The organism is Citrobacter sp. RHBSTW-00029, from assembly GCF_014104295.1.
Taxonomy (GTDB): domain Bacteria; phylum Pseudomonadota; class Gammaproteobacteria; order Enterobacterales; family Enterobacteriaceae; genus Citrobacter; species Citrobacter youngae.
Map to the genome: position 1 here is coordinate 1,091,601 of NZ_JABXRT010000001.1, position 26,392 is coordinate 1,117,992.

Annotated in this window: 28 protein-coding genes and 1 tRNA gene; 17 read left to right on the forward strand and 12 right to left on the reverse strand. The window is 50.4% G+C overall.

Going from position 1 to position 26,392, the window contains the following annotated elements:
• Positions 1 to 15: 15 nt before the first annotated feature.
• Complete coding sequence (locus HV041_RS05150) at positions 16 to 1,254, reverse strand: integrase family protein (RefSeq protein WP_182294061.1); 1,239 nt, start codon at positions 1,252 to 1,254, stop codon at positions 16 to 18.
• Between the two features lie 204 nt (positions 1,255 to 1,458).
• On the opposite strand from HV041_RS05150, the gene thiM reads away from it, so the two are divergent.
• The 3 genes from thiM to HV041_RS05165 are packed head-to-tail and all read left to right on the forward strand — an operon-like array spanning position 1,459 to position 3,842.
• Positions 1,459 to 2,247, forward strand: coding sequence for a hydroxyethylthiazole kinase (gene thiM, locus HV041_RS05155; protein ID WP_048211194.1), 789 nt, complete (start codon positions 1,459 to 1,461; stop codon positions 2,245 to 2,247).
• Positions 2,244 to 3,044: a bifunctional hydroxymethylpyrimidine kinase/phosphomethylpyrimidine kinase gene (thiD, locus tag HV041_RS05160; RefSeq protein WP_048211195.1), complete on the forward strand. Its 801-nt coding sequence runs from the start codon at positions 2,244 to 2,246 to the stop codon at positions 3,042 to 3,044. Before thiM ends, thiD begins: the two co-directional genes overlap by 4 nt.
• Positions 3,045 to 3,095: 51 nt before the next feature.
• Positions 3,096 to 3,842, forward strand: coding sequence for a GntR family transcriptional regulator (locus HV041_RS05165; RefSeq protein WP_005129153.1), 747 nt, complete (start codon positions 3,096 to 3,098; stop codon positions 3,840 to 3,842).
• Here the strand turns inward: HV041_RS05165 and HV041_RS05170 are convergent.
• Genes HV041_RS05170 through HV041_RS05180 form a run of 3 tightly spaced genes read right to left on the reverse strand, consistent with a single transcriptional unit; the run spans position 3,816 to position 7,056 of the window.
• A complete protein-coding gene (locus tag HV041_RS05170; RefSeq protein ID WP_121584808.1) occupies positions 3,816 to 4,781 on the reverse strand; it encodes a PfkB family carbohydrate kinase in 966 nt (321 codons plus the stop codon). The genes HV041_RS05165 and HV041_RS05170 overlap by 27 nt on opposite strands.
• Positions 4,778 to 5,782, reverse strand: coding sequence for an ADP-ribosylglycohydrolase family protein (locus HV041_RS05175; protein WP_048211197.1), 1,005 nt, complete (start codon positions 5,780 to 5,782; stop codon positions 4,778 to 4,780). The genes HV041_RS05170 and HV041_RS05175 overlap by 4 nt, the downstream gene beginning before the upstream one ends.
• Positions 5,779 to 7,056, reverse strand: a complete 1,278-nt coding sequence (locus tag HV041_RS05180; RefSeq protein ID WP_182294062.1) for a nucleoside permease — start codon at positions 7,054 to 7,056, stop codon at positions 5,779 to 5,781. Before HV041_RS05180 ends, HV041_RS05175 begins: the two co-directional genes overlap by 4 nt.
• A 252-nt stretch (positions 7,057 to 7,308) precedes the next feature.
• Here HV041_RS05180 and fbaB point away from each other — a divergent pair, with 252 nt between their 5' ends.
• Entirely contained in the window at positions 7,309 to 8,361 is a 1,053-nt protein-coding gene (gene fbaB, locus HV041_RS05185) for a class I fructose-bisphosphate aldolase (protein WP_005129139.1), read from the forward strand.
• A gap of 21 nt (positions 8,362 to 8,382) precedes the next feature.
• Here fbaB and yegS read toward each other — a convergent pair whose 3' ends face one another.
• The gene (gene yegS, locus HV041_RS05190) at positions 8,383 to 9,282 is read right to left on the reverse strand and encodes a lipid kinase YegS (RefSeq protein WP_061068138.1); all 900 of its coding nucleotides are present in this window, start codon (positions 9,280 to 9,282) and stop codon (positions 8,383 to 8,385) included.
• Between the two features lie 170 nt (positions 9,283 to 9,452).
• Positions 9,453 to 9,540: transfer RNA gene (locus tag HV041_RS05195), tRNA-Ser, on the reverse strand.
• Between the two features lie 236 nt (positions 9,541 to 9,776).
• Here HV041_RS05195 and ghrA point away from each other — a divergent pair.
• The 4 genes from ghrA to HV041_RS05215 all read left to right on the forward strand — a co-directional run bounded on the left by ghrA (position 9,777) and on the right by HV041_RS05215 (position 12,731).
• Complete coding sequence (gene ghrA, locus HV041_RS05200) at positions 9,777 to 10,715, forward strand: glyoxylate/hydroxypyruvate reductase GhrA (RefSeq protein WP_040230648.1); 939 nt, start codon at positions 9,777 to 9,779, stop codon at positions 10,713 to 10,715.
• Positions 10,716 to 10,831: 116 nt separating this feature from the next.
• Entirely contained in the window at positions 10,832 to 11,569 is a 738-nt protein-coding gene (locus HV041_RS05205) for a phosphatase (RefSeq protein ID WP_048211201.1), read from the forward strand.
• A 23-nt stretch (positions 11,570 to 11,592) separates the two neighbouring features.
• Positions 11,593 to 12,147, forward strand: a complete 555-nt coding sequence (locus HV041_RS05210) for a molecular chaperone (protein WP_005129133.1) — start codon at positions 11,593 to 11,595, stop codon at positions 12,145 to 12,147.
• Positions 12,148 to 12,248: 101 nt separating this feature from the next.
• Complete coding sequence (locus tag HV041_RS05215) at positions 12,249 to 12,731, forward strand: DUF1097 domain-containing protein (protein ID WP_048211203.1); 483 nt, start codon at positions 12,249 to 12,251, stop codon at positions 12,729 to 12,731.
• A gap of 45 nt (positions 12,732 to 12,776) precedes the next feature.
• Here HV041_RS05215 and csgG read toward each other — a convergent pair whose 3' ends face one another.
• Genes csgG through csgD form a run of 4 tightly spaced genes read right to left on the reverse strand, consistent with a single transcriptional unit; the run spans position 12,777 to position 15,128 of the window.
• Entirely contained in the window at positions 12,777 to 13,610 is an 834-nt protein-coding gene (gene csgG / locus HV041_RS05220; RefSeq protein ID WP_048211204.1) for a curli production assembly/transport protein CsgG, read from the reverse strand.
• A gap of 25 nt (positions 13,611 to 13,635) precedes the next feature.
• A complete protein-coding gene (csgF, locus tag HV041_RS05225) occupies positions 13,636 to 14,049 on the reverse strand; it encodes a curli production assembly/transport protein CsgF (protein WP_005129126.1) in 414 nt (137 codons plus the stop codon).
• Between the two features lie 25 nt (positions 14,050 to 14,074).
• The gene (gene csgE, locus HV041_RS05230; protein WP_061068136.1) at positions 14,075 to 14,473 is read right to left on the reverse strand and encodes a curli production assembly/transport protein CsgE; all 399 of its coding nucleotides are present in this window, start codon (positions 14,471 to 14,473) and stop codon (positions 14,075 to 14,077) included.
• 4 nt (positions 14,474 to 14,477) lie between these two features.
• The gene (gene csgD / locus HV041_RS05235) at positions 14,478 to 15,128 is read right to left on the reverse strand and encodes a biofilm master transcriptional regulator CsgD (protein WP_005129125.1); all 651 of its coding nucleotides are present in this window, start codon (positions 15,126 to 15,128) and stop codon (positions 14,478 to 14,480) included.
• Positions 15,129 to 15,888: 760 nt separating this feature from the next.
• On the opposite strand from csgD, the gene csgB reads away from it, so the two are divergent.
• From csgB to HV041_RS05265, 6 genes are all read left to right on the forward strand, one after another.
• Complete coding sequence (gene csgB / locus HV041_RS05240; protein ID WP_048211206.1) at positions 15,889 to 16,344, forward strand: curli minor subunit CsgB; 456 nt, start codon at positions 15,889 to 15,891, stop codon at positions 16,342 to 16,344.
• Positions 16,345 to 16,384: 40 nt separating this feature from the next.
• Positions 16,385 to 16,834, forward strand: coding sequence for a curli major subunit CsgA (gene csgA, locus HV041_RS05245; RefSeq protein ID WP_048211207.1), 450 nt, complete (start codon positions 16,385 to 16,387; stop codon positions 16,832 to 16,834).
• A gap of 60 nt (positions 16,835 to 16,894) precedes the next feature.
• Positions 16,895 to 17,227, forward strand: a complete 333-nt coding sequence (gene csgC / locus HV041_RS05250; RefSeq protein WP_121584806.1) for a curli assembly chaperone CsgC — start codon at positions 16,895 to 16,897, stop codon at positions 17,225 to 17,227.
• A 151-nt stretch (positions 17,228 to 17,378) separates the two neighbouring features.
• The gene (locus HV041_RS05255; RefSeq protein WP_048211209.1) at positions 17,379 to 17,699 is read left to right on the forward strand and encodes a type 1 fimbrial protein; all 321 of its coding nucleotides are present in this window, start codon (positions 17,379 to 17,381) and stop codon (positions 17,697 to 17,699) included.
• Positions 17,700 to 17,799: 100 nt separating this feature from the next.
• On the forward strand, positions 17,800 to 18,342 hold the full coding sequence (gene ymdB / locus HV041_RS05260; RefSeq protein WP_101742051.1) for an O-acetyl-ADP-ribose deacetylase: 543 nt from the start codon (positions 17,800 to 17,802) through the stop codon (positions 18,340 to 18,342).
• Positions 18,278 to 19,765: a phospholipase D family protein gene (locus HV041_RS05265; protein ID WP_086523385.1), complete on the forward strand. Its 1,488-nt coding sequence runs from the start codon at positions 18,278 to 18,280 to the stop codon at positions 19,763 to 19,765. The genes ymdB and HV041_RS05265 overlap by 65 nt, the downstream gene beginning before the upstream one ends.
• Positions 19,766 to 19,785: 20 nt before the next feature.
• Here the strand turns inward: HV041_RS05265 and mdoC are convergent, their stop codons facing one another.
• The gene (mdoC, locus tag HV041_RS05270) at positions 19,786 to 20,946 is read right to left on the reverse strand and encodes a glucans biosynthesis protein MdoC (RefSeq protein ID WP_048211212.1); all 1,161 of its coding nucleotides are present in this window, start codon (positions 20,944 to 20,946) and stop codon (positions 19,786 to 19,788) included.
• A gap of 271 nt (positions 20,947 to 21,217) precedes the next feature.
• On the opposite strand from mdoC, the gene mdoG reads away from it, so the two are divergent.
• The 3 genes from mdoG to HV041_RS05285 all read left to right on the forward strand — a co-directional run bounded on the left by mdoG (position 21,218) and on the right by HV041_RS05285 (position 25,576).
• Positions 21,218 to 22,753, forward strand: a complete 1,536-nt coding sequence (gene mdoG, locus HV041_RS05275) for a glucans biosynthesis protein MdoG (RefSeq protein WP_121585491.1) — start codon at positions 21,218 to 21,220, stop codon at positions 22,751 to 22,753.
• Positions 22,746 to 25,274 carry a glucans biosynthesis glucosyltransferase MdoH gene (mdoH, locus tag HV041_RS05280; protein WP_040230656.1) on the forward strand — a complete coding sequence of 843 codons (2,529 nt, stop codon included), beginning with the start codon at positions 22,746 to 22,748 and terminating at the stop codon, positions 25,272 to 25,274. The genes mdoG and mdoH overlap by 8 nt, the downstream gene beginning before the upstream one ends.
• A 74-nt stretch (positions 25,275 to 25,348) precedes the next feature.
• Entirely contained in the window at positions 25,349 to 25,576 is a 228-nt protein-coding gene (locus HV041_RS05285) for a YceK/YidQ family lipoprotein (protein WP_048212561.1), read from the forward strand.
• Here HV041_RS05285 and HV041_RS05290 read toward each other — a convergent pair whose 3' ends face one another.
• Positions 25,577 to 25,957 (reverse strand): MysB family protein, encoded by a 381-nt coding sequence (locus HV041_RS05290; protein ID WP_061068133.1) that lies wholly within the window; start codon positions 25,955 to 25,957, stop codon positions 25,577 to 25,579.
• Positions 25,958 to 26,392: the final 435 nt, after the last annotated feature.

The window sequence follows — 26,392 nt, forward strand, 5'->3', positions numbered from 1 at the left end:
ATTTAAATCAATATGTTACGGGATGCTTATTATCTCTTTCTCTAACCAATTCTGGTACTTATCGATCGCATCAGTAACCATTTTTTGTAGTGTTTCAGGTTGATATGTGGTCGCGATGGCGCTTGCTTGGCTCTTTGCACCTTTGACGTGGTTTAAAATTAGATCCGCCTCAATAAACGTTAACCCGCTCCCTGGTTCGTTCAGTTCATCGCTAGCCGACAATTGCGAAGCAGTGCGACGCAAATCATGTACCGTCATTTCGGCGTTACCGCAGGCCGCACGCATTTCCGGCAAGCGGTGATTAATCGCCGACGAACTGATTCCGAAAATAAAACCACCGTCAACGCATCTGCGTGCCGCTTCGAATATCTCTTCCATTGCTGGACTGATCGGCACGTTGAGCGGAAAACCTGTTTTAGTACGTGAACCAGGGATCCGCCATAAGCCCGCATCCTCGTCGACTTCCTCCCATCGCCCGCCGACAACTTCACCTTTACGCAATGGTGCGCAGATAAGCATACGTGCAGCCAGATGCGCAGGTCTGGTTTCGTCTTCGCACAAATACTTCCATAACGCGCGAAGCTGGTCTTTTTCCAGATAGTTCGTGCGTGGCTGTCGCGACCGTTCAAGCTCGGTATTGTTTTTGCCTAACAGTTTTTGCAGCGTCATAAGCGTTTCAAACGCTTCTATATCGAACTGGCTTTCCAGGTAGTGACGCAGTGCTAGCAGAATGTCACGCAGTTTTTTAGCGCTGTTTACGCTGTGCTTTTCGGCGACGGTACGGATCAGACTGTGAGCACTGGCGCGCGTGAAGTTTTCGATCGTGGTTTCGCCGTAAGCCGACAAGCGGTTACAATACTTTTGCCAGGTACAAACGTAGGTTTTAACTGTTGAATCAGCAGGCGCAAAAGCAGGATTATTAATATAAGCGCGGAACAGGGCGTTTAGGTCGTGCGGTACGGAGATCGCTTCCGTCCTTGCGTCAATTCCACGCGCCATGTTGGTCATGATCTCCCGATGGCGCTCCTGTGCCGCTGCAAGCGTCCAGGACGTGCGAGAGCCAATGGATATATCCTTACCGTCTCGGCGGGTGATATAGCTGGCAGTGACGCCGCCGGAAGACGTACGACGTAAAACTAGCGACAGACCCGTTAACCCGCCGTTCATGACGGCGATCCGCATAACGTTTTTATCGGCGGGTAGTGTTAGTGCGTCTACCTGGGATTGTTTAGTGATTTTCTTCGGTGCTTTCATTTCAATTACCCAATTTTTGACAATGTACCCATTTAAGCACCCAGATAAATCCGCGTAAATATGTTTTTAAAAGTTTACAAGTGCCTGTGTATCCCGTAACAGATGCGGTTTATCACATGGTGTACAACCTGATCTGGATAATGCCAGCGTAGGGAAGTCTGACACTGCTCGTGTCCCTTCTTTCACGCGGGCAGGAGCTGAACCATGCAGCCTGACCTGCACAGCCGCGCACTTGCGGCCCACACCTTACACCAATTTAGAACGCTTTCCCCCCTCACTCACTGTATGACCAACGAGGTTGTGCAAAGCTTCACTGCCAATACGTTACTGGCACTTGGCGCATCGCCCGCGATGGTGATCGAACCTGAGGAAGCCAGCCAGTTTGCTGCTATTGCCCAGGCGCTGCTCATTAATGTTGGGACACTGACTCAGGCGCGGGCAACGGCAATGCGTGCCGCCGTTGAACAGGCGCAGCAGGCGAAAACCCCCTGGACGCTCGATCCCGTTGCCGTGGGCGCACTGGCGTTTCGTCGTCGCTTCTGTCTGGATTTACTGGCGCTACAGCCAGCGGCTATTCGCGGTAACGCCTCAGAAATCCTTGCGCTGGCGGGGATGAACGGAGTGGGGCGCGGTGTAGACACGACTGATACGCCAGCGGTAGCCCTTCCGGCAGCACAAACACTGGCACGCCAGGTTGGAACCATTGTCGTGGTGACCGGCGAAGTTGACTATGTTACCGATGGTCAGCGTACCGTCTGCGTGAGCGGCGGTGACCCGTTGATGACGCGCGTAGTGGGCACCGGCTGTGCATTGTCAGCGGTAGTCGCAGCCAGTTGCGCCCTGGAGGGCGACCGGTTGAATAATGTTGCTTCTGCCTGTAGCTGGATGAAGCAAGCCGGACAACGCGCCACTGAACAATCGACGGGACCGGGAAGTTTTGTTCCGGCATTTCTCGACGCTCTCTATAACCTGAACGCCCAGGAGCAAGCATGAAACGGATTAACGCATTAACGATCGCCGGAACCGATCCAAGCGGTGGCGCGGGTATTCAGGCCGATTTAAAAACCTTCTCGGCGCTTGGCGCATACGGCTGCTCAGTTATTACCGCGTTGGTGGCACAAAATACGCGTGGGGTGCAGTCGGTGTATCGCATTGAACCTGACTTTGTTGCTGCACAGCTGGACTCGGTGTTCAGCGATGTGCGCATCGATACCACCAAAATCGGCATGCTGGCAGAAACCGATATTGTCGAAGCCGTTGCCGAACGTTTACAGCGTCATCGGGTACAAAACGTCGTACTGGATACGGTAATGTTGGCAAAAAGCGGCGATCCGCTATTGTCTTCCTCTGCGGTTGAAACGCTGCGTACCCGTCTGTTACCGCAAGTGTCGATTATTACCCCTAATCTGCCGGAGGCGGCGGCGTTGCTCGGGGCATCGCATGCCCGAACGGAGCAGGAAATGTTAGAGCAGGGGCGCGCGTTGCGGGCGCTGGGCTGTGAGGCGGTATTAATGAAAGGGGGTCATCTTGATGATGAGCAAAGCCCTGACTGGCTGTTTACCCGCGATGGCGAACAGCGTTTCACCGCGCCAAGGGTGGTGACAAAAAATACGCACGGAACAGGGTGCACGTTGTCAGCAGCGCTGGCGGCACTGCGTCCACGCCATGTTAACTGGGCTGATACGGTACAGGAGGCTAAGTTGTGGCTCTCTGCGGCGCTGGCGCAGGCGGATACGCTGGAAGTGGGCGAGGGGATTGGTCCGGTGCATCATTTCCACGCGTGGTGGTGATGAGCAGAAATGGTATACTGGCTGCAGAAACGGCTGCCAGGAAAAAGATAAATGGAACAAGCGCATACCCAGCTTATCGCGCAACTGAATGAACGTATTTCAGCGGCGGACAACACGCCGCTGTATATGAAATTCGCTCAAACGGTTAAGAACGCTGTGCGCAGTGGGATCCTGGAGCATGGCAATATCCTGCCTGGCGAGCGCGACCTCAGCCAGTTGACCGGCGTTTCACGCATTACGGTGCGCAAAGCGATGCAGGCGCTGGAAGAAGAGGGGGTGGTGACGCGTGCGCGTGGCTACGGGACGCAAATCAATAACATCTTCGAGTATTCGCTCAAAGAAGCGCGCGGTTTTTCACAACAGGTAGTGTTACGCGGTAAAAAGCCGGATACGCTGTGGGTGAATAAACGCGTGGTGCCCTGCCCGGAAGAGGTGGCTCAGCAGTTGGCCATTGCTGTCGGCAGTGAGGTCTTCTTGCTCAAGCGCATTCGCTATGTTGATGAAGATGCTGTGTCTATTGAAGAATCATGGGTACCCGCCCATCTTATCCATGACGTGGATGCCATTGGCGTTTCACTGTACGACTATTTCCGCAGCCAGCATATCTTTCCACAGCGCACACGCTCACGCGTTAGCGCGCGGATGCCGGACGCCGAGTTTCAGTCACATATCCAGATGGACAGCAAAGTGCCGGTACTGGTGATCAAGCAGGTAGCGCTTGATCAGCAGCAACGGCCTATTGAATACAGTATCAGTTACTGTCGAAGCGACCTATACGTCTTTGTGTGCGAGGAGTAACGCCTCGCGTGAGGGGGCGCAGTCGCCGCCGCGGTGACCCACCACCCAGGATGCTACTGCATTGCCAAGCAGGACGGCATCGCCCAGCGACCAGCCTGATGCCAGCCCAGCCAGCATGCCGCCGGCGTGGCTGTCACCTGCGCCAATGGTGTCAACGACCGCCGTTGCAAATACCGGTACGCAGCCGGATGTCTGTGCGCTGAAATACCATGCGCCGTCTTTATCGTGACGCACGACCACCGCTGCGGTGAAACGCTGCACCCATTCTGCGCCAAAACCTTCCACATCCTGACTCAATGCAAATCGCTCGGCAGCAATTTCCGCCTCCTGACGATTAAGTGACACCAGCGGACGGCAGGCCATAATTCGTACCAGTAAGGGCTCGGGAATGTCGCCGATGCGCGGGCCAAAATCGATAAACGGCGTCACCTCTTCCAGACCTTCCAGCCACTGCACCAGCAATTCACCGCACGGGGACGCTAGCTGATAACCCGAGAGATACACCAGGCTATGACGCGGGATATCCAGCTGTGCCAGCCAGGCGGCATTCCACTGATTCTCAACGCCGCTAAAGGACATAAATGTGCGTTCACCGTCCGGCTCTACCAATGCCAGACACCAGCCGTTATCACCTTCGGCATTATCGATCAGGCTGTGCAATCCTTCTTTCGCCATACGGTTGCGGATAATATCGGCCCACACGCCCTGACCCAGCGGTAACGCATTGCTGGCCTCGATACCTAAACGTTTAAGCGCCACGGCAATATTGAGCGCGCAGCCGCCAACGTTCACCCCTTGCTGCTTAAGCTCAATGTCACAGCCGCGCCAGGGAAGAGCATACGCATCGGCAATGACATCAATCACCGCCGCACCCACCACCGTTACTGGCCGCTGTGTACGTAACTGCGAGAGAAGTTGTTGCAGACGCGCGGTGCTCATAGCGCCTCCCGCTGCTCACGCAGGCGCAGTAATCCACTGGCGTAGCGGATAAAGTCCAGCTGATTTACCGCATCAAGCTCATGTTTCAGGGCCGGGTCAATCGCGCCGACGCCGTGCAGCGCGCCACAAATGGCGGTTGCTATCGCTCCGATGGTATCGGTATCGCCGCCGAGGTTCGCGCACAGAATGGCGCAGCGATTGGGATCGGTCTGCGCCAGTTCGACCATCGCGATGGCGCAAGGTACGGATTCAATCGTACTGGTTCCAGCCCCCACCACCTGATACAGCTGCTCACTGGCAGACTCAAAGCCGTCGGCATTACGGACGATTTTCAGCGCCAGTTCAAGGCGTGCACAGAGAGACGCGCTGAAGGTGGTGATCCGCTTTTGCTGGGCATGCCGGGCAATGGCGGGCAGTGCGTCGACAATCTCCGACCATTTACCGCCATCAATGGCGCGTGATACCGCCCACGCGACCACAACTGCGCCAGCAATAGCCAGATCCGATTTATGCGTTGGACTGGAAGCTAATGCTACGTCGTCGATAAAGGCATCGAGATCGCGCGCGGGCAGCAGACATCCCAACGGCGACACGCGCATAGCCGCCCCATTGGTGACACCGTTGTTTTCCAGCTTAGCAACGGGCTTACCATCGCGGATGGCATTGAGCGCAATTTTTGAGGTCGGACCCAGCACGTTTTTATTAAAGGCATCAAAGCGCTCTGCCCAGGCCAGAATATTGCGACCAATGACGTCGGGTACAATTTCTCCGTCGCACTCAAGCAGGGCATCTGCCAGACACAGCGCCATGGAGGTGTCATCAGTGAACTCCGCCTGGCTGAAATAGCAGGCGGCATTATTCTCCGCCGGACCGGGCAAAAAACGGTCGATCCAACCGAAGTGAGCTTTTACCCGGGTTCGTGGCCACAGTTCCGACGGCATACCCATCGCATCCCCTAACGCCTGCCCATAAAGAGCACCGAGAATACGTTCTGCTTTCATTTAATTTCCCCTTGTTGCAATACGATATCGCGGTCGTCCACCTTAATGGCGGTGATTTCTTTGTCTGACTCGCGAAAGAAAATCATAAACAGCACGGCGATAACGGCGATCATGATCGCGCCAAATCCCCACATGCCAGCCCAGTTAAAGGTGAGGCCATTCACCGGCTCTTTATAAGCAAACATTTTTTCCATCATCACCCCACCCAGGCGGTAGCCGAGCAGGCTGCCGAATCCCTGACAGCAGAGAGTGATAAGCCCTTGCGCTGCGGTGCGCATGTGAACTGGCGCTTTTTTATCGACATAGATGTAGGCCGTAACGTAGTAGAAGTCGTAGCTAACGCCATGTAGCAGAATGCCGAGAAATAGCAGGGCGTAGGTGAAATATTCTTCCGCGCCGCCGTAAACAAAAAATCCGTAGCGGATCGCGGCAGTGATAAGACCAAGCAACAGTACCTTTTTAATGCCAAAGCGTTTGGTGAAGAACGGCAGTGCCAGCATGAAGAAAATTTCAGAGAACTGGCCCAGCGTCATCCAGCCGGTCGCATTTTTCATCCCAACTTCTGTCAGGTAGCCGTTGGCGAAGATGTAGTAAAACGCCAGCGGCATGGCAAACAGAAAAGAGCAGAAGAAAAAGACCAGGAAGTTCTTATCACGCAGCAGGATCAGCGCATCCAGACCCAGCATGACTTTGAAATCCATCTTGCCGGTACTTTTCGGTGGCGTATCCGGTAAAAAGAAAGCGAAGATACCCAGTAACGCGGAACTCGCGGCCGTAATGAGCAGCGGAATGTTGGTCGGTGAAATGTCGTTATAGCCGAGCATTTGCGGTAAGAACCCGCAAGCCAGGCCGGAAGCAATCCAGCCGATCGTGCCCATTACGCGAATGCGCGGAAAATCACGTTCGACATCCGGGACGTTGGCGAAGGCGATACTGTTGGTTAGTGCAATCGTCGGCATATAGGTGAGTGAATACGCCAGCAATAGCGTAAAGAATCCGCCGAACGTCGTCTGCTGCGCTGCAAAATACATCAAAATCGCGCCGACAAACATCAGCACTGCCAGTACTTTTTGCGTAGAGAAAAAGCGGTCAGTGATCGAACCGACGAAGATCGGTGAGAGGATCGCGGCAATGGCGGTACAGGCATAAGACCAGCCAATTTCACCAGCAGTAAAGCCGCTTTTACTCAGCCAGAGCCAAAGCGGCACAAACCAGGCGCCCCAGATAAACCACTCCACAAACATCATGAACGACAGCTTAACTGTAGTTTTCATCTTTAAATCCTTCATGACAGGTAAGGTACGTCTGGATAGTACCACTCAACAATACCTTTTAAATACCTTTATGGTCTAAATTTGACCGCTGTATCATTTTTTGATGCCTGAATCGAGCCAGCGGAAATCGCTGAAAAGTGCGCTAAAGATGGAAAAAATGCGCAGTCAGTACCAGACTTATTGCTGCCCGCCATCAGGCGGGTCAGGACAATCCACTTCCGAGATCAAATCGGAACTTACGGGAGCATAGCTATGACTGATATTGCGCAGTTGCTTGGCAAAGATGCCGACAACCTTTTACAGCATCGTTGTATGACCATTCCTTCTGACCAACTTTACCTGCCAGGACATGATTACGTCGACCGCGTGATGGTTGACAATAACCGTCCCCCCGCCGTGCTGCGTAATATGCAGACGCTGTACAACACCGGACGGCTCGCCGGGACCGGTTATTTGTCGATTCTGCCTGTAGACCAGGGTGTGGAACATTCTGCTGGGGCATCGTTTGCCGCAAACCCGCTGTATTTTGATCCGAAAAATATTGTTGAGCTGGCGATTGAAGCGGGCTGCAACTGCGTCGCGTCAACCTATGGCGTGCTGGCGTCTGTTTCCCGCCGTTATGCGCATCGCATTCCATTCCTGGTGAAAATTAACCATAACGAAACGCTTAGCTACCCGAATACCTTTGACCAGACGCTGTATGCCAGCGTGGAGCAAGCGTTCAATATGGGCGCGGTCGCGGTGGGGGCAACCATTTATTTTGGTTCAGAGGAGTCGCGCCGCCAGATTGAAGAGATCTCTGCAGCCTTTGAGCGCGCCCATGAGCTGGGCATGGTGACGGTACTGTGGGCCTATTTGCGCAACTCTGCGTTTAAGAAAGACGGTGTGGATTATCATGTTTCGGCTGATTTGACCGGGCAGGCAAACCATCTGGCGGCAACTATCGGCGCGGATATCGTTAAACAGAAAATGGCGGAGAATAACGGCGGGTATAAAGCGGTTAACTTCGGCTATACCGACGATCGTGTCTATAGCAAGTTGACCAGTGATAACCCGATTGACCTGGTGCGTTATCAACTGGCGAACTGCTATATGGGACGCGCCGGACTCATTAACTCCGGTGGTGCGGCCGGCGGAGAAACCGATCTCAGCGATGCGGTACGTACCGCGGTGATTAACAAGCGTGCCGGTGGCATGGGGTTAATTCTTGGACGTAAAGCGTTCAAGAAAACCATGGCTGACGGCGTGAAGCTGATTAATGCCGTCCAGGATGTTTATCTGGATAACAAAGTCACGATTGCCTGATGTCAGTAGAGTGCCGTCGGATTAGCGCAATAATGGGCAACCCGGCGGTAGCCTGCAGCGCAGGGCTGCAGGCAGGATTTCAACATGAAACTCTTGCCCGCTGAGCGGTTCACCATCCAGATTGAAGGTAATTTCATGTGGCGCACGGATATCAAACCATGATGATGTGCCATCAATGATATTCGGATTGTCTTCGGACTGAGTTATCGCCGATAGCAGTGCCGGAATCAGCTCCTCACCGGTAAAGATTCGCAGTTGCAGCAGGCCGTCATTAATGAGCGCTGTCGGGCAAAGTTGCTGTCCACCACCGGCCTGACGCCCATTGCCAATACCAATCACCAGCGCATCCCCCTGCCAGTGAAAGTTTTCGCCGCGAATTTCGCAACTGTCTGGCTTCAGCGTATCCATGCGCATTAACCCGTGAATAAAGTACGACACACCGCCAAGGGCGGCTTTGAGTTTCTCCGGTGTTTCGGTAGTGATCCGAGTACCGAACCCTCCGGTCGCCATATTGATAAAGCAGGTTTTATCGTTGACCTGCGCCATATCAATCTCTACCGAATTCCCGGCAATGGCCAGCTTTAATGCCTTGTCCAGCGCTTCAGGAATGCCAACGCTGGTAGCAAAATCATTTGCCGTTCCCAATGGCAAAATCCCGAGCGCCGGAACATTCTCCCCCTGACAGTGGATCAGCGCAGTGGATACTTCGTTGATGGTACCGTCACCACCGCCGGCAATCACCGTTGCTACGCCCAACCGGAGCGCTTCATCAACGTAACGTTGTGCATCGCCTTTTTCCCAGGTCACGCGAACATGGATTTCGACACTCTCATTGCGCAGTTGAGCAATAGCGTCACGCAGGGGAAGGTTATCAGCACTTTTTCCATTCAGGATCAGTAAGCTGGCCGGGAATGCTATCATCCTGTTGCCTCACTTTTATCGTTTTAACTAGTGTATGTCAGGAATGCATATATGGCGTAGGAACTGACTGAAAGCGAAGATCCATCGACGGGTTCTGAGGGCGGTTGATAGTCTGTATGGGACAGAGGCGAAAAAAAGCCCGTACATGCGTACGAGCTCTTTCTCGAATATGGCGGTGAGGCGGGGATTCGAACCCCGGATACGTTGCCGTATACACACTTTCCAGGCGTGCTCCTTCAGCCACTCGGACACCTCACCATATTGTTGTTCCTGTACTGCTGGAACGGGCGCTAATGTAGGGGAAATACCGCCCCGGCGTCAATCTACTTTTTCAAAAAAACGTGCATTTACACAAACTTCAAGCAACATGGGGCTTAAATGAGCGGGAATTGTTTTTTTTGCCAGCACTCTGAAATTTGCTAATCTGATGTTCCCTCGGAAAATGATGATAATAAGTGCGAGAATGTTCCGCATAACAATGTTCAGGAGACAATATGGAAATAATTTTCTATCACCCTACATTTGATACGGCCTGGTGGGTAAAGGCGCTGACGAAAGCCATCCCTGGCGCTAACGTTCGCGAGTGGAAAGCGGGTGATAATGCCCATGCCGACTATGCGCTGGTCTGGCATCCGCCGGTTGAAATGCTGGCAGGGCGAAAGTTAAAAGCTGTCTTTGCATTGGGAGCCGGAGTGGATTCCATCCTCAGTAAGCTTAAAGCACACCCGGAGATGCTGGATACCTCGATTCCACTTTTCCGTCTGGAAGATACCGGTATGGGTCTGCAAATGCAGGAGTATGCGGTGAGTCAGGTGTTGCACTGGTTCCGCCGCTTTGATGACTATCAGGCATTAAAATCCCAGGCGAAGTGGCAGCCGTTGCAAGAGTACACCCGTGATGAATTTACCATCGGCATCATGGGAGCTGGTGTATTAGGGGCTAAAGTGGCAGAGAGCCTGCAGGCATGGGGGTTCCCACTGCGTTGTTGGAGCCGTACCCGTAAATCCTGGCCTGGTGTGGAAAGTTTTGCGGGCACCGAAGAATTGAGTGCATTTTTAAGCCAGACGCGAGTGCTGATTAATCTTCTGCCCAATACGGCAGAAACGGTAGGCATTATTAATGCCGGACTGTTGAATCAATTACAGGATGGAGCCTATGTGCTGAACCTGGCGCGTGGTGTTCATCTCAATGAAGACGATCTTCTGGCATCGTTGGATAGCGGAAAACTGAAAGGTGCGATGCTGGATGTCTATAGCCGAGAACCGCTACCGGAAGACAACCCATTGTGGAAACACCCACGTGTGGCGATGACGCCGCACATTGCTGCGGTAACGCGCCCAGCGGAAGCGGTGGATTATATTTCTCGTACAATCCTGAGCCTGGAAAGTGGAAAAGCGGTTACCGGTCAGGTCGATCGCGTTCGGGGTTACTGATATCAATGTCAACCCGGCCAGCGCCGGGTTTCGACTAAATACAACCCGAATTATTTAGGGTATTAATGGCGGCGATACCTGCTATCCTTGACGGAAAACGACTACAGGAGAGAGTTATGTATCCCGTTGACCTGCATATGCATACCGTTGCCAGCACCCATGCCTACAGCACCTTAAGTGATTACATCGCTGAAGCTCATCGCAAAGGCATCAAGCTGTTTGCCATTACCGATCATGGACCGGACATGGCGGATGCGCCTCATCACTGGCACTTTATTAACATGCGTATTTGGCCGCGTGTTGTAGATGGCGTAGGGATCCTGCGCGGCATTGAGGCGAATATTAAGAATATAGAAGGTGAAATTGACTGCTCAGGGCCGATGTTTGACTCACTCGATCTGATTATTGCAGGCTTCCATGAGCCGGTTTTTGCACCTCACGATAAAGACACGAATACCCAGGCGATGATCGCCACGATGGCGAGCGGCAATGTGCATATTATCAGCCATCCAGGAAATCCCAAATATCCCGTCGATATCACCGCAATTGCACAGGCGGCGGCAAAATATCAGGTCGCGCTGGAAATCAATAATTCCTCGTTTTTGCATTCGCGTAAGGGCAGTGAAGATAACTGTCGCGCTGTGGCTGCGGCAGTACGTGATGCAGGTGGCTGGGTGGCCCTGGGTTCAGATTCCCATACCGCATTCACGTTGGGAGAGTTCGGTGAATGCCGTAAGATTCTGGATGATGTGGGCTTCCCGGAAGACCGAATTCTGAACGTTTCACCAAAACGCTTGCTGTCGTTTCTGGAATCGCGGGGCATGGAGCCTATCGCGGAATTTGCTGAACTTTAATTGTTACTAACTGGAATATATCAATGAACGAGTTTTCTATCCTGTGCCGTGTACTGGGCTCGCTGTTTTACCGCCAACCGCAGGACCCTTTACTGGTTCCCCTGTTTACCTTGATTAGCGAAGGTAAACTGTCTGCTAACTGGCCACTGGAACAGGATGAGCTGTTGGCCCGTTTGCAGAAAAGCTGTGATATGCCCCAGCTTGCTGCAGATTACAACGCGCTGTTTGTCGGGAAAGAGTGTTCAGTGCCGCCTTATCGTAGCGCCTGGGTAGAAGGGGCGAAGGAAGCGGATGTTCGTGCATTCCTGTCTGCGCGTGGAATGCCGCTGGCGGATACACCAGCCGATCATATTGGTACCTTGTTGCTGGCGGCATCCTGGCTTGAAGACCAGTCCGCAGAAGATGAGAGTGAAGCACTGGAAACCTTGTTTGTTGACTACCTGCTTCCCTGGTGCGACACGTTCCTTGGTAAAGTTGAGGCGCATGCGAATACCGCTTTCTGGCGAACTATGGCGCCACTGACGCGCGATGCAATTAGTGCAATGTGGGATGAATTACAGGAAGATACAGACGAATAAATGTGATTTAAGTCACTATATACTGCAACGCCATTCATCATCTTGCATGAATTGTGTGCACGATCTCATTACCATGCCGTTTTTCTGCTAAGATGCGCGGCATGAACATACTTCTCTCTATTGCAATCACAACGGGCATTCTCTCCGGACTCTGGGGGTGGGTGGCCGTTTCTCTTGGTTTACTCAGTTGGGCTGGCTTCCTGGGCTGTACAGCCTATTTTGCCTGCCCACAAGGTGGACTGAAAGGGCTGTGGATCTCGGCGTGTACGCTGCTAAGCGGTGTGGTGTGGGCGTTGGTGATTATTAATGGTAGTGCACTTGCCCCGCATATGGACATCCTTGGCTATGTCATGACGGGAATTGTCGCATTTATGATGTGTATTCAGGCAAAGCAATGGCTGCTTTCATTTGTGCCAGGCACGTTTATTGGCGCATGCGCAACGTTTGCAGGGCAAGGAGATTGGCAACTGGTTGTGCCGTCTCTGGCGCTAGGTCTGGTATTCGGCTATGCGATGAAAAACAGCGGATTGTGGCTGGCATCACGTCGCGAAAACCCGGCTTCATCCACGCTGACCAGTAAATAAAAAAAGCGTGAGGGTTCCCTCACGCTTTTTATTCTCTCTTTAGTATCAGGACTCTGGAGGTACCGACATATGGCGGTATTTGACCAGAATGTCGTTATCAACTTGTTTCTTATCCTGCAAATCCCACAAGCCGCGATCGATACCGTCATTTATCAGGAAGATAACGCCAGTTTCAATGGCTGACATCAGGCAAAGCATGACCGGTTCGTTAGAGGTATAACCAATTTCCCCTTCCAGAAGCCGTTGGTAGTCAATGAAACGGAATACCCCTGCCTGCACTTCATAAGACAGGATGGTTTTACTGGTATTGACCGAAGAAAGGATCTCACCGGTACTGACGTTAACTACGCGCAGGTTTACCGCTATCTGGTCGAGTTGATATTGCGTATCGGCACCAATACCGAAATAACGCGCGCCGACACCACCTGATTTAACGTTGCTTTCATAGCCGATGATTGAACCTTCCACCATCACGTTAGCTGCGGTTAATGATTGCAGCGGAATTCGGTTGTTAATGGCAACCGTGCCGTTTTCCTGTGCCGCACGGATGATTTTTCGTTCGTTCAGTAAGTTCTGTAATCCCTGACGCTCCAGCGGCACGAACCAACGCGAATCTTTCAGTGCGGTAACCAGCATTGCCGTGGCACTTTGCGGTACGGCAGTGGAGAAGTTACTTGCCGGATAAGGTTTAAACTGACCAGTTTCATCCTGGATATTGTAAACCGATACAAAGATTTTACCCGTAGGCATCGGGAGATGCGTCAAGTCTTTGTAACTTTGGGCGCGAGGCATTAATGTCGGTTTAGCGGCTTCTTGCGGTGGGGACGTTAAGCATCCGCTGAGTAAAAATACTGCAACCATTATAAGTAAGCGCTGCATGATTTTTTCCTTTCGTGGCTATGGCTTAGAAATCGGTTGACTGTGTTTGTAAACCCGACACTTCGATCGTTGATGTTTTTCCCGATTTCCTGTCGGTAACATTCAATTGCAACTGCCCGTCCCGGTTAGCGATATCAATGATAAAATCATTGGTCACCATTCTTCCCGGCTTACCGGTATTAATGTTGGTGAGCAGGCCGCCGAGAATTTGTGACTGAATCGCCTGAGTAAAGTTATCCAGCGCTGACGGTGTTTCAATTCCGTAATCGCTATAGCTCGGATCTTTATAGGAGTTCTGCGCCTGAGCGCTGTTCAACAAAAAAGCGCCGTTATTCGGGTTGCCACCAAAGTTTGGATTTCGGAACTGGAACGTCATGTTTCCGGCCCAACTTAATGGTGAAATTAGCATGAGTAAAACCACTGCATGTTTGACACGCATGAAAGCCTCCGGACAAAATCATGTTTTAGAATTCATCGCGCGCTAAATCGCTCGTGCTTAATAGTGTTTGATCTATTTGCCGGCGATTTAATGCTTCCTCAGTTTGTGCCAATGCGAAGACGACAATTTTGTCGAAGTCTCTTTTCGTGGGGAATAAAAAAGTCTGGAAGATAACGTCCTGATTGACCGTTATGGTGATCCAACTTCCCCAACGCGCACTGGGTCTTTCATTGATAGTTAAATTTCCTGTGTACTCACTTTCCCACTTGTCACTAAATGCACGATAAAAATCATGCCCGATTGAAGAGACAGTGTGGTCAGTTAACAGTCCGGGAACCTCCACTTCTACGCTTGTAGCCGCGTGCAAATTCCCGGCAGCAAAGAATAAATTTGCTGCCACAATCCAGGTCAAATAGCGTTTCATGGCTTTATCGCCTGAGGTTATCATTGGCCCATGAGACCGCCTGCGTACGATTTTTGACAGCTATCTTTTTGAAAAGATTATAAAGATGTGTTTTTACCGTATTTTCACTGATAAATAGTGAGCGAGCGATTTCAATATTTGAGGCGCCGATACGCAATTTATTAAGTATCTCTTTTTCACGGTGTGTCAGCAGCGCTGATTCCGTGCTGTTATAACGATAATTTCCAGAATGCGTGATCAGATAACTGGCAAGCTTTTGCGTGAAGTAACATTCACCGCGTAAGACACCCTGCAAGCCGCTAACAACACGCTGTTCGTCTTCAGTTGCGTAAAACACGCCATTGATATGTGGCCAGTTTTCGATATCCCGATAAGGGTAGTCATCAGGGGTATTCAACAATAACGTCTTTATATTGTTGTTTTTTCTGCTCAAATTATCTTGCCAGTAATGGATCAGTTTTTTATCTGCCTCCATCATATCCAGTAAAACAATGCAGCTGGAGGAAATATCATCCAGAGAACGTTGAATATTATGTAGTTTTCCGGTTAGCGCCAGTGATTGTTTTAAATGTTGTAATAATGCAGTTGCCTGCAAAGAAGGTTTCGTGATCAACAATAATGTATGACCATGAATGCTATGGACTTCATTAAACATGATGAAACTCCACTTTTTAGTCGCACACCTGACAGCTGTCTCTACTAAAATAGAGGCACCAGAAGTACTGACAGATGTTGCACTGCTGTGTAGAAATAAAATATCGACCCAAAGGGGTGAAAATATTAAAACAAATGGACTTCAACTGATTTCAATCTAGCTATTACAAATCTTAAAGCAAGTGTTAAACATGTAACAGGATGTAAAATTATATATTAAAATGTGATTTTTAGGTTTTATTGGAGTTTAGATTTGATAGGAAAGTTGTACATTTTACCGTTACTGCATAGATTTAAAAAATCATACAAATTATAATAATTTATTGATTTATAGGGTTTTAATTAATGATTGGCGAGTTTTAGATTTCTAATGAATTCTAAATTCTTTGTCCCACTTTACGTTGGACAATTTTAAGAGGAAAAAACTGACCTTTGTCACGACTTGCATCGATGACTATCGCGACACGGTGCTGCGAAGCCCTGAAATCGCGGAAAATGCACTTTTTCAGTGACTGCATAGAAATTCATTTCTGATTGAGAAATAAAAATAAAACCTATACCTGTAGCGGTGTTATTCACTGTTAATTAGTACTTTGGGGTGAATCTGGATATCAAAATACCACTCGCGGGTGAGTTATTTAAAATGTTTCAACGGACATACTCTTCATCGTAACGTGGCGTTAACAAATGTAAGTCATGTTAACAACAATTTGAGTGGTAATTAATTTAACTTCATGTACGACCAGGTCCAGGGTGACAGCATGAAAAACAAGTTGTTATTTATGATGTTTACAATACTGGGTGTGCCTGGGATTGCATCCGCAACCAGTTATGATTTAGCTAATTCAGAATATAACTTTGCGGTAAATGAATTAAGTAAGTCTTCATTTAATCAGGCAGCCATTATTGGTCAGGTTGGCACTGCTAACAGTGCAAATACTCGCCAGGAGGGCAGCAAGTTATTGTCGGTCATTTCGCAAGAAGGTTCAGGTAACCGGGCGAGAACAGATCAGACAGGATCATATAATTTTGCATATATTGATCAAACGGGCAGCTCCAATGATGCGAGTATTAAACAAAGTTCTTACGGTAATACAGCGATGATTATCCAGAAAGGTTCTGGTAATAAAGCAAATATTACCCAGTACGGTACACAAAAAACAGCAGTTGTGGTGCAGAGACAGTCGCAAATGGCAATTCGCGTTACTCAACGCTAATCCGTAAACGACGTTTAAATCAATCCGATGGGGGTTTACCATGAAACTTTTAAAAGTGGCAGCATTCGCAGCAATCGTAGTTTCTGGCAGTGCTCTGGCTGGTGTTGTTCCGCAATGGGGCGGCAATCATCATGGTGGCGGTAGTAATTATGGCCCGGACTCTTCATTGAGTATTTACCAATATGGGTCAAGTAACGTTGCGAATGCGCTGCAAAGTGATGCACGTAAATCAGACGTGACCATCACACAACACGGACATGGTAACGGTGCTACCGTCGGGCAAGGTGCTGATGACAGTACCATTAGCCTGAAACAGACTGGCTTCCAGAACAGCGCTGATATCAATCAGTGGAATGCAAAAAATGCTGACATCAGTGTAACTCAGTTCGGTGGTCGTAATGGTGCGGTGGTTAATCAGACTGCATCTGACTCGAATGTTCTGATTCAGCAGGTTGGTTATGGCAACAATGCGACAGCTAACCAGCACTAATTCAGTTTTATAACTGATAATAAACAGGGCGAAAGCCCTGTTTTTTTTCGGGAGCATATTATGCATACGCTATTACTCATTGCCGTGCTTTCAAATCAAATAACCTTTAATACAACCCAGCAAGGTGAGATGTATACCATTATTCCGCAGGTGACATTATCGCAACCCTGCGTGTGCGAGGTACAAGTTCTTGCCATACGTAAAGGGTCGGGAGGGCAAAGCCAAACGCAACAGAAAACAAGCCTGTCGATCCCTGCTAATCGGCCGATTGAATTAACAAAACTGAGCTTTAATATTTCACCTGAAGATACGGTCAACATTGTCGTTACCGTTTCGGATGGGCAGTCATTGCATCTGTCCCAGCAGTGGCCTGATTCAAGCAATCGCTCATGATTTTTTGCTGTATTTGCTTTAAAGGTGTGGCTGGGAAAGCGGTGCTGTTCTATGAATATAGAGACGTGAAAACGTTTTTATTTGGTCGTTAATCGCAGCGGTGAAGGATCACTTCGATCCCTCAAGGATGGTTTATCATTGAGGAACCCTTATGAGCACCTTATTAAAACGTATTTTAAGTACCAGTTTATGTGTTACTTCTTTTTTTATCTTCCCCGCAACGGCGCAGCAAATCACATCTGGCGGGATTATCCATTTTCGTGGCGCAATAGTTGAATCGCCTTGTGATGTGAGCTCGCAACAACAGCAGATTGAAGTGTCATGTATACGTGATGGCAAGTTACGGAGTAGTCGCTATAACACACAACAGATAACGATGGCCCCTGAAAGCCTCCAGCAAATTGCCAGTATGAGAATGCAGTACCTTAATGAACAGAAAAATCTGGCAATTCTTAATATTGAATATAAATGAATCGTTCTGGCGTAGATATGCACCTGTATAGTTAAAAAGTGAGATTTCATAGAAAACCCTGCTGTACACTTAACGGAGAGTGTTTTGTCAGGGGGAACTTATGCAATCGCGTGTTCATGTTTTACAGGGCGACATTACGACAATCGCCGTTGATGTGATTGTCAATGCGGCCAACTCCTCGTTGCTGGGCGGCGGTGGCGTTGATGGAGCGATTCATCGCGTTGCTGGACCTGCACTGTTGGAGGCCTGCAAACAGGTATTACAGCAACAGGGCGAATGCCCAACCGGCCATGCGGTTATCACCCTGGCGGGAAATCTTCCCGCCAAAGCGGTGATCCACACTGTTGGGCCCGTCTGGCAGGGCGGCGATCATCATGAAGCAGAACGCCTTGAAGAGGCCTATCGCAATTCATTACAACTGGCACTGGCCAATGGCTATCAATCCATTGCGTTCCCGGCTATCAGCACCGGAGCCTACGGATATCCACGTGCAGCGGCGGCGGAGATTGCGGTGAATACGGTGCAAAAATTTATCACCCGCCGTGCGCTACCTGATCAAATCTACTTCGTGTGTTTTGATGAGGAAAATGCCAGGTTATACAAGAGATTACTCACCCAACAAGGCGATGATAACACGGCCTGATATGACGCGACTTGAGCGTGCCATTACCCCATTGTGCGCAAGCCATCCGGACCAGTGCGGCATTCTGGCACTGGATGACAGTCTGGATGCTTTCGCAGCCCGTTATCGGCTGACAGAAATGGCGGAACGAACGCTGGATGTGCAGTATTACATCTGGGAGAACGACATGTCCGGGCTGCTGCTGTTTTCTGTTCTGCTGGCCGCGGCGAAACGCGGGGTACGGGTTCGTTTGCTGTTGGATGATAACAACACTCCGGGCCTTGATGACACGCTGCGTCTGTTGGATAACCATCCAAATATTGAAGTCCGCCTGTTTAATCCCTTTTCATTTCGCATCCTTCGCGCATTGGGGTATTTAACCGATTTCGCCCGGCTCAATCGCCGCATGCACAATAAAAGTTATACCGCGGACGGTGTAGTGACGCTGGTCGGCGGGCGTAATATCGGAGATGCCTATTTCGGTGCGGGTGAAGAACCGTTGTTTTCCGATCTTGACGTGATGGCCATCGGTCCAGTGGTGAAAGAGGTCGCGGATGATTTTGAGCGATACTGGCAATGTCAGTCAGTTTCAACGTTACAAAGAGTCCTGGAGTTGTCTGAACCAGAAACGACTCAACGCATTGAACTGCCTGAATCCTGGTATAACGACGATATTACCCGACGCTATTTGCACAAACTGGAGACCAGCCAGTTTATGACGCATCTTGACCAGGGTTCACTGTCGCTGATTTGGGCCAAAACGCGCCTGCTCAGTGACGATCCGGCAAAAGGAGAGGGGAAAGCGCCGCGTCACTCGCTATTACCGCAGCGTTTGTTTGACGTCATGGGCTCACCCACTGAGCGTATTGATATTATTTCCGCTTACTTTGTGCCGACACGTGCCGGAGTCGCACAACTCCTGCGCCTGGTCCGAAAAGGGGTAAAGATTGCTATTTTAACTAACTCGCTGGCCGCGAATGATGTGGCAATTGTGCATGCAGGATATGCGCGCTGGCGGAAAAAATTGCTGCGCTATGGTGTAGAACTGTATGAGCTAAAACCAACCCGCGATCGCGGTACGGTGGTACACGATCGCGGGTTGACCGGCAATTCAGGCTCTAGTCTGCATGCGAAAACCTTCAGCATTGATGGCCGCAAAGTCTTCATCGGCTCGCTTAATTTTGATCCGCGCTCAACGTTGCTCAATACGGAAATGGGATTTGTGATTGAGAGTGAAGTGCTGGCGTCATTGATTCATAAACGCTTTATGCAAAGCCAGCGTGATGTGGCCTGGCAATTGCGCCTGGACCGCTGGGGCCGGATAAACTGGGTAGATTGTCCTGGCGGCAGTGAGCGGGTAGTGAAAAAAGAACCCGCCACAGGATTCTGGAAGCGGGTTCTGGTGAGGCTGGCCTCTGTATTACCGATTGAATGGTTGCTTTGAACCATGCAATGACAGGCCTGCTATCCGGCAATGGCCTTGTTTTTATCCTGCTTAACGATGGGTTTCCCTGAAAAGAGGAACTTCAGCACCGGTATCCGCAAGTGGATTTCGTACAATATTACCGCAATCCCGACAACAAACAGCAGCCCACAGAGAAAACCCAGCAGGTTTGATGTAATGTGCGGTGTGATATAGGCGCCGAAAAACAGCGTTAACGGATGATGCACCAGATAGATAAACAGTGATGCATTGACAAAATAGGTGACGCGGGCTGACTGGAAATTCAATAAACGGTGGCCGAGCGAGAAAACGACGTTAACCATCCACAGTCCCATCACCATTGTTATCACGTATTCGGTTTCATACATCCAGGCATCGCCGTTTCCATAGCGTTGATTAAGCAGATAAGCCATAAAAGCGCATGCCGCGCCTAACGTGCAGCTGCGCGAGGGCGTTGTGAACAGTGCTTTCAACTGCGGATTGATAAACGCCAGCGCGCCGAGCATAAAGAACGGCACATAGAACAGCGTTTGCATGACGATAAAATTAAACATGCCATCGCTGAGAATAGACGGGTAGACGATAAAAATTGTTCTTCTGACGGCGGCGTATCCGACGCCAAGCAACAAAAAGATCAACGTCAGTTTTGTCATCGATATCGTGGACGTGCTGACGCCATCGGGGCTCGTCAACCGGTGTTTCATTTGGCTAAACACCCACATACTCACGGTTGTTAAAACGACAAGGACGAGTAAAAACCACAGATGGGAAATCAGCTCCCATGCCAGTGCGTTGTATTTATCGTACCCACTGAGAGTATGCCAACTGTCGGCTTTGCCTTTCACATATTGCAGCATGATAAATTGCGGCAGTGTGAGTAGCGGGATGGCGGTCAGCATAGGGATACCCACGCGTTCAACACGCACTTTCCACCACCGCTTTAAGGGATAGCGCAAAAACAGCATGTATGAAAAGTAACCCGAAATAACAAAGAAGACCTGCATGCGAAATGCATGTATGAAATCGTTAAAGAGGGTCAATATCCATGACGGTTCTGCGCTGTTCACATGCCAGGTATGTGTGGAGTAGATCAGCGAGATATGGAAGGGAATCCCCAACAACATCAGCCAGGCACGGATGGAATCCAGAAAATATTCACGTGGTGGAGATACAGAGCTCATAGACAGTTACGTATTCTCAGACTTTTCGTCTTATCCCTAAGACGAATTATGGTTACATTCGAAGGCAACCCTACACGAAGTCCAACAACCTGTCTCCAGGATAAGCACTCAAAGTGAAAACAGGCAGGCGAACCTGCTTAAACCATGAGCCAGCACGCGAACAATACAGGGATTCAGTTGTCGGAATACCCGATTATCCATTAAAATGGATCGGATCAATATAAGCACACAAAGGGGGAAGTGCTTACTAATTATGAAACATAAACTACAAATGATGAAAATGCGTTGGTTGGGTGCAGCAGTAATGTTAACGCTGTATACATCATCGAGCTGGGCGTTCAGTATTGATGATGTTGCAAAGCAAGCTCAATCTTTAGCCGATAAAGGCTACGAGGCGCCAAAAAGTAACTTGCCCTCCGTTTTCCGCGACATGAAATATGCGGATTATCAGCAGATCCAGTTTAATCGCGACAAAGCATACTGGAGCAATCTTAAGACCCCATTTAAGCTCGAATTCTACCACCAGGGTATGTACTTCGACACGCCGGTCAAGATCAACGAAGTTACCGCAACTGCGGTGAAAAAAATCAAATACAGTCCGGATTATTTTAATTTTGGCGATGTGCAGCACGATAAAGACACGGTAAAAGATCTCGGTTTCGCCGGGTTTAAGGTACTGTATCCGCTCAACAGCAAAGACAAAAACGATGAAATCGTCAGCATGCTCGGCGCCAGCTATTTCCGCGTACTTGGCGCAGGCCAGGTCTATGGTCTGTCTGCGCGCGGTCTCGCGATAGATACCGCACTGCCTTCTGGTGAAGAGTTTCCCCGCTTCCGTGAGTTTTGGATCGAACGTCCAAAACCGACTGACAAACGTTTAACCATTTATGCCCTGCTGGACTCCCCGCGTGCAACCGGGGCGTATCGCTTTGTGATTATTCCAGGTCGTGACACGGTTGTGGATGTTCAGTCCAAAGTCTATCTGCGCGATAAAGTGGGCAAGCTGGGCGTAGCTCCGTTAACCAGTATGTTCCTGTTCGGACCGAACCAGCCATCTCCGACGACAAATTATCGTCCGGAACTGCACGACTCAAACGGATTGTCTATCCATGCTGGTAACGGCGAGTGGATTTGGCGTCCGCTGAATAACCCGAAACATCTCGCGGTGAGCAGCTTTGCGATGGAAAACCCGCAAGGATTCGGCCTGTTGCAACGTGGACGTCAGTTCTCCCGTTTCGAAGATATCGACGACCGTTATGACCTGCGCCCAAGTGCCTGGATCACGCCAAAAGGCGACTGGGGTAAAGGCAAAATTGAATTAGTTGAGATCCCCACTAACGACGAAACAAACGATAACATCGTTGCCTACTGGACTCCGGATCAACTGCCGGAAGCAGGTAAAGAGATGAACTTTAAGTACACCCTGACGTTTACGCGCGATGAAGATAAGCTTCATACGCCAGAAAATGCCTGGGTGCAGCAGACTCGCCGTTCCACAGGGGATGTCAAACAATCTAATCTTATTCGTCAGCCTGACGGCACTATCGCGTTTGTGGTGGATTTCACCGGCACCGAAATGAAAAAGCTGCCGCAGGACACCCCGATTACCGCGCAAACCAGCATTGGCGACAACGGTGAAATCGTGGAAAGCACCGTGCGTTACAACCCGGTTACGAAAGGGTGGCGCTTGATGCTGCGCGTGAAAGTGAAAGATGCGAAGAAAACCACTGAAATGCGTGCTGCGTTGGCCAATGCCGATCAGCCGTTGAGTGAAACCTGGAGCTACCAGTTACCTGCCAATGAATAAGACAACTGAGTATATTGACGCAATGCCGCTTTCGGATATCGAAAAAGCGGCACTGCCGAAAACTGACATCCGCGCTGTTCATCAGGCGCTGGATGCCGAGCACCGTACTTACTCGCGCGAAGATGATTCACCGCAGGGTTCTGTAAAAGCTCGCCTTGAGCAAGCCTGGCCAGACTCTCTGGCCAAAGATCAGTTGATAAAGGATGATGAAGGGCGTGACCAGCTGCAGGCAATGCCGAAAGCGACACGTACTTCAATGTTTCCCGATCCCTGGCGTACTAACCCGGTTGGCCGTTTTTGGGATCGCCTGCGTGGGCGCGATGTCACACCGCGTTATCTTTCTCGTTTGACGAAAGAAGAACAAGAAAGTGAGCAGAAATGGCGTACCGTCGGCACGATCCGCCGTTATACGCTGTTGATCTTGACGCTGGCGCAAACGGTCGTAGCGACCTGGTATATGAAGACGATCCTTCCTTATCAAGGATGGGCGTTCATTAATCCAGCAGATATGATGGGGCAGAACCTGTGGGTTTCCTTTATGCAGTTGCTGCCTTATGTGCTGCAGACCGGTATCCTCATTCTGTTTGCCGTGCTTTTTTGTTGGGTATCAGCCGGTTTCTGGACCGCGCTGATGGGCTTCCTGCAGTTGCTGATTGGGCGTGACAAGTACAGTATCTCTGCCTCAACGGTAGGGGATGAGCCGCTGAATCCCGAGCACCGCACTGCGCTAATCATGCCTATCTGTAACGAGGACGTTGACCGCGTATTCGCGGGCCTGCGCGCTACGTGGGAGTCAGTTAAAGCCACGGGGAATGCGGAGCATTTCGATGTTTACATTCTGAGTGACAGCTACAATCCTGATATCTGCGTTGCGGAACAAAAGGCGTGGATGGAGCTGATTGCCGAAGTGCAGGGCGAAGGACAGATTTTCTACCGTCGTCGTCGTCGTCGTGTGAAGCGTAAAAGCGGTAACATTGATGACTTCTGCCGTCGCTGGGGCAACCAGTACAGCTATATGGTGGTGCTGGACGCTGATTCCGTGATGAGCGGAGACTGTCTGACCGGTCTGGTACGCCTGATGGAAGCGAACCCGAATGCCGGGATTATCCAGTCTTCGCCGAAAGCGTCTGGTATGGACACCCTGTACGCGCGCTGCCAGCAGTTTGCTACCCGCGTTTATGGCCCGCTGTTTACCGCCGGACTTCACTTCTGGCAGTTGGGTGAGTCGCACTACTGGGGTCATAACGCGATTATTCGTGTGAAACCGTTCATTGAACACTGTGCGCTTGCACCGCTGCCGGGTGAAGGCTCGTTTGCGGGATCGATCCTCTCCCATGACTTCGTGGAAGCGGCATTGATGCGTCGTGCGGGCTGGGGCGTGTGGATTGCCTACGATCTGCCGGGTTCATATGAAGAGCTGCCACCGAACCTGCTGGATGAGCTCAAGCGTGACCGTCGCTGGTGCCACGGTAACCTGATGAACTTCCGTCTGTTCCTGGTTAAAGGGATGCACCCGGTTCATCGCGCGGTGTTCCTGACCGGTGTGATGTCCTATCTGTCAGCACCGTTGTGGTTCATGTTCCTCGCGTTGTCGACCGCATTACAGGTGGTCCATGCGTTGACGGAACCGCAGTACTTCCTGCAACCACGTCAGCTGTTCCCGGTCTGGCCGCAGTGGCGCCCTGAGCTGGCTATCGCGTTGTTTGCCTCAACGATGGTGCTGTTGTTCCTGCCGAAGCTGCTGAGTATTTTGCTTATCTGGTGCAAAGGCACGAAAGAGTACGGTGGATTTATTCGCGTCACGTTGTCGCTGCTGCTGGAGGTTCTGTTCTCCGTGCTGCTGGCGCCGGTGCGTATGTTGTTCCATACCGTTTTCGTGGTGAGTGCCTTCCTCGGATGGGAAGTGGTGTGGAATTCGCCGCAACGCGATGACGACTCCACTCCGTGGGGCGAGGCGTTTATGCGTCACGGATCTCAGCTGTTGTTGGGCCTGGTGTGGGCTGTAGGGATGGCCTGGCTGGATCTGCGTTTCCTGTTCTGGCTGGCTCCGATTGTCTTTTCACTAATCCTGTCGCCGTTTGTTTCCGTCATTTCCAGTCGTTCAACGGTTGGGTTACGTACCAAACGCTGGAAACTGTTCCTGATCCCGGAAGAGTATTCTCCGCCGAAGGTGCTGGTGGACACGGATAACTATCTGGAGTTGAACCGTAATCGTTCGCTGGATGATGGTTTCATGCACGCTGTGTTTAACCCGTCGTTTAACGCGCTGGCAACGGCAATGGCTACCGCGCGCCATCGTGCGAGTAACGTGCTTGAAATCGCACGTGATCGCCATGTCGAGCAGGCGCTGAATGAAACGCCGGAGAAACTGAATCGCGATCGTCGCCTGGTTCTGTTGAGCGATCCGGTGACCATGGCGCGTTTACATTATCGCGTCTGGAATTCACCGGATAAGTATTCTTCATGGGTTAATTATTATCAGGGGATCTCCCTGAACCCACTGGCACTCAGGAAAAAATAAGCGTGTGAAACGTAAAAATACCGGCCTGGAGCCGGTATTTTTTTATACTGAATATAAAAGTCATGAGGTATCCAGTGCGAATGCTGGCTGTGGGAATGATGGTCTTTCTTCTGAGCGGATGCGGCAGCATTATTAGCCGGACGATCCCCGGACAAGGACACGGAAATCAATACTATCCAGGCGTGCAATGGGATGTCCGGGACTCTGCGTGGCGTTACGTCACCATCCTGGATCTGCCGTTTTCGCTGGTGTTTGATACGTTGCTATTACCGCTCGATATACACCATGGGCCTTACGAGTAACTATCGTTCATCCCATTCATCGGCTGCGGTCTGGCCTTCCTCTGTGTCAAGGGGAGGCTCCAGTTGAAATTCACCCTCATCCCATTCGTGGAGCGTGTTTTCCTCCTGCCACTCCTGGCGAATATCAATCTCATCATAGTCACCATCAAAAACGCTTTGTGCCGCTTCACCGCTCAGCATGGGTAAACATTCGCCTTCGCCATCATCTTCGTCGGCAAAAAACTCAGCTTGCCACATGATATCGCCATCCTGTAGCACGTACTTTTGTACGTTCAGCTGCTGGACGCTGGCTTCGTCAGATTCAAGACCTGGATTATCAGCCAGAAACTCTTCACGTGCTGCATCAATGGCTTCTTCAAGGGTGGGGTACAAGGCATTCATATTCGCATCCTGATCGCATGGGTGATTGGCTTAATAAAAAGATATAGGTGGTGTGGTGAGAACTGTCAAAGCATTCGTTTATCGCGAAGTTTCAGGTATGCAACGGCTTGAAGCATCGAGTGTTTCTTACCATAACCACACGGTTGTGGTGCTTCCTGGAACAACAAAAACACGGGGGAACCCTACCGCCAATACGTTTCATGAACAGCAAACCTTAAGTTTTTAAGAATCGGTTGGAGTGTATTAAACTCAAGCGGTTATGCAGGAGCACCATGAGTGAGGATGTCATAGTTTAAAGGGGGGGATTGAATAGAGTGCAAGCCATACTTTATAGCGGATGAAACAATATAATTTATATAAGGTTTTTATTATAACTAATTGAAATTAAGGAGTAAGGCAAAAAGTGACGCGCGTGAGTATTACGTCTTAAAGTAT

What these genes read in the sequence shown, in the direction of transcription:
- csgG (WP_048211204.1), bottom strand. Translation starts at nt 13,610, where the DNA reads ATGCAGCGCTTACTTATAATGGTTGCAGTATTTTTACTCAGCGGATGC.
- HV041_RS05205 (WP_048211201.1), top strand. Translation starts at nt 10,832, where the DNA reads ATGTATCCCGTTGACCTGCATATGCATACCGTTGCCAGCACCCATGCC.
- csgD (WP_005129125.1), bottom strand. Translation starts at nt 15,128, where the DNA reads ATGTTTAATGAAGTCCATAGCATTCATGGTCATACATTATTGTTGATC.
- HV041_RS05215 (WP_048211203.1), top strand. Translation starts at nt 12,249, where the DNA reads ATGAACATACTTCTCTCTATTGCAATCACAACGGGCATTCTCTCCGGA.
- thiM (WP_048211194.1), top strand. Translation starts at nt 1,459, where the DNA reads ATGCAGCCTGACCTGCACAGCCGCGCACTTGCGGCCCACACCTTACAC.
- thiD (WP_048211195.1), top strand. Translation starts at nt 2,244, where the DNA reads ATGAAACGGATTAACGCATTAACGATCGCCGGAACCGATCCAAGCGGT.
- HV041_RS05210 (WP_005129133.1), top strand. Translation starts at nt 11,593, where the DNA reads ATGAACGAGTTTTCTATCCTGTGCCGTGTACTGGGCTCGCTGTTTTAC.
- HV041_RS05150 (WP_182294061.1), bottom strand. Translation starts at nt 1,254, where the DNA reads ATGAAAGCACCGAAGAAAATCACTAAACAATCCCAGGTAGACGCACTA.
- csgB (WP_048211206.1), top strand. Translation starts at nt 15,889, where the DNA reads ATGAAAAACAAGTTGTTATTTATGATGTTTACAATACTGGGTGTGCCT.
- HV041_RS05265 (WP_086523385.1), top strand. Translation starts at nt 18,278, where the DNA reads ATGAGGAAAATGCCAGGTTATACAAGAGATTACTCACCCAACAAGGCG.
- ghrA (WP_040230648.1), top strand. Translation starts at nt 9,777, where the DNA reads ATGGAAATAATTTTCTATCACCCTACATTTGATACGGCCTGGTGGGTA.
- csgF (WP_005129126.1), bottom strand. Translation starts at nt 14,049, where the DNA reads ATGCGTGTCAAACATGCAGTGGTTTTACTCATGCTAATTTCACCATTA.
- mdoC (WP_048211212.1), bottom strand. Translation starts at nt 20,946, where the DNA reads ATGAGCTCTGTATCTCCACCACGTGAATATTTTCTGGATTCCATCCGT.
- mdoH (WP_040230656.1), top strand. Translation starts at nt 22,746, where the DNA reads ATGAATAAGACAACTGAGTATATTGACGCAATGCCGCTTTCGGATATC.
- HV041_RS05290 (WP_061068133.1), bottom strand. Translation starts at nt 25,957, where the DNA reads ATGAATGCCTTGTACCCCACCCTTGAAGAAGCCATTGATGCAGCACGT.
- HV041_RS05175 (WP_048211197.1), bottom strand. Translation starts at nt 5,782, where the DNA reads ATGAAAGCAGAACGTATTCTCGGTGCTCTTTATGGGCAGGCGTTAGGG.
- HV041_RS05255 (WP_048211209.1), top strand. Translation starts at nt 17,379, where the DNA reads ATGAGCACCTTATTAAAACGTATTTTAAGTACCAGTTTATGTGTTACT.
- HV041_RS05165 (WP_005129153.1), top strand. Translation starts at nt 3,096, where the DNA reads ATGGAACAAGCGCATACCCAGCTTATCGCGCAACTGAATGAACGTATT.
- ymdB (WP_101742051.1), top strand. Translation starts at nt 17,800, where the DNA reads ATGCAATCGCGTGTTCATGTTTTACAGGGCGACATTACGACAATCGCC.
- csgA (WP_048211207.1), top strand. Translation starts at nt 16,385, where the DNA reads ATGAAACTTTTAAAAGTGGCAGCATTCGCAGCAATCGTAGTTTCTGGC.
- csgC (WP_121584806.1), top strand. Translation starts at nt 16,895, where the DNA reads ATGCATACGCTATTACTCATTGCCGTGCTTTCAAATCAAATAACCTTT.
- mdoG (WP_121585491.1), top strand. Translation starts at nt 21,218, where the DNA reads ATGATGAAAATGCGTTGGTTGGGTGCAGCAGTAATGTTAACGCTGTAT.
- HV041_RS05180 (WP_182294062.1), bottom strand. Translation starts at nt 7,056, where the DNA reads ATGAAAACTACAGTTAAGCTGTCGTTCATGATGTTTGTGGAGTGGTTT.
- yegS (WP_061068138.1), bottom strand. Translation starts at nt 9,282, where the DNA reads ATGATAGCATTCCCGGCCAGCTTACTGATCCTGAATGGAAAAAGTGCT.
- fbaB (WP_005129139.1), top strand. Translation starts at nt 7,309, where the DNA reads ATGACTGATATTGCGCAGTTGCTTGGCAAAGATGCCGACAACCTTTTA.
- HV041_RS05170 (WP_121584808.1), bottom strand. Translation starts at nt 4,781, where the DNA reads ATGAGCACCGCGCGTCTGCAACAACTTCTCTCGCAGTTACGTACACAG.
- csgE (WP_061068136.1), bottom strand. Translation starts at nt 14,473, where the DNA reads ATGAAACGCTATTTGACCTGGATTGTGGCAGCAAATTTATTCTTTGCT.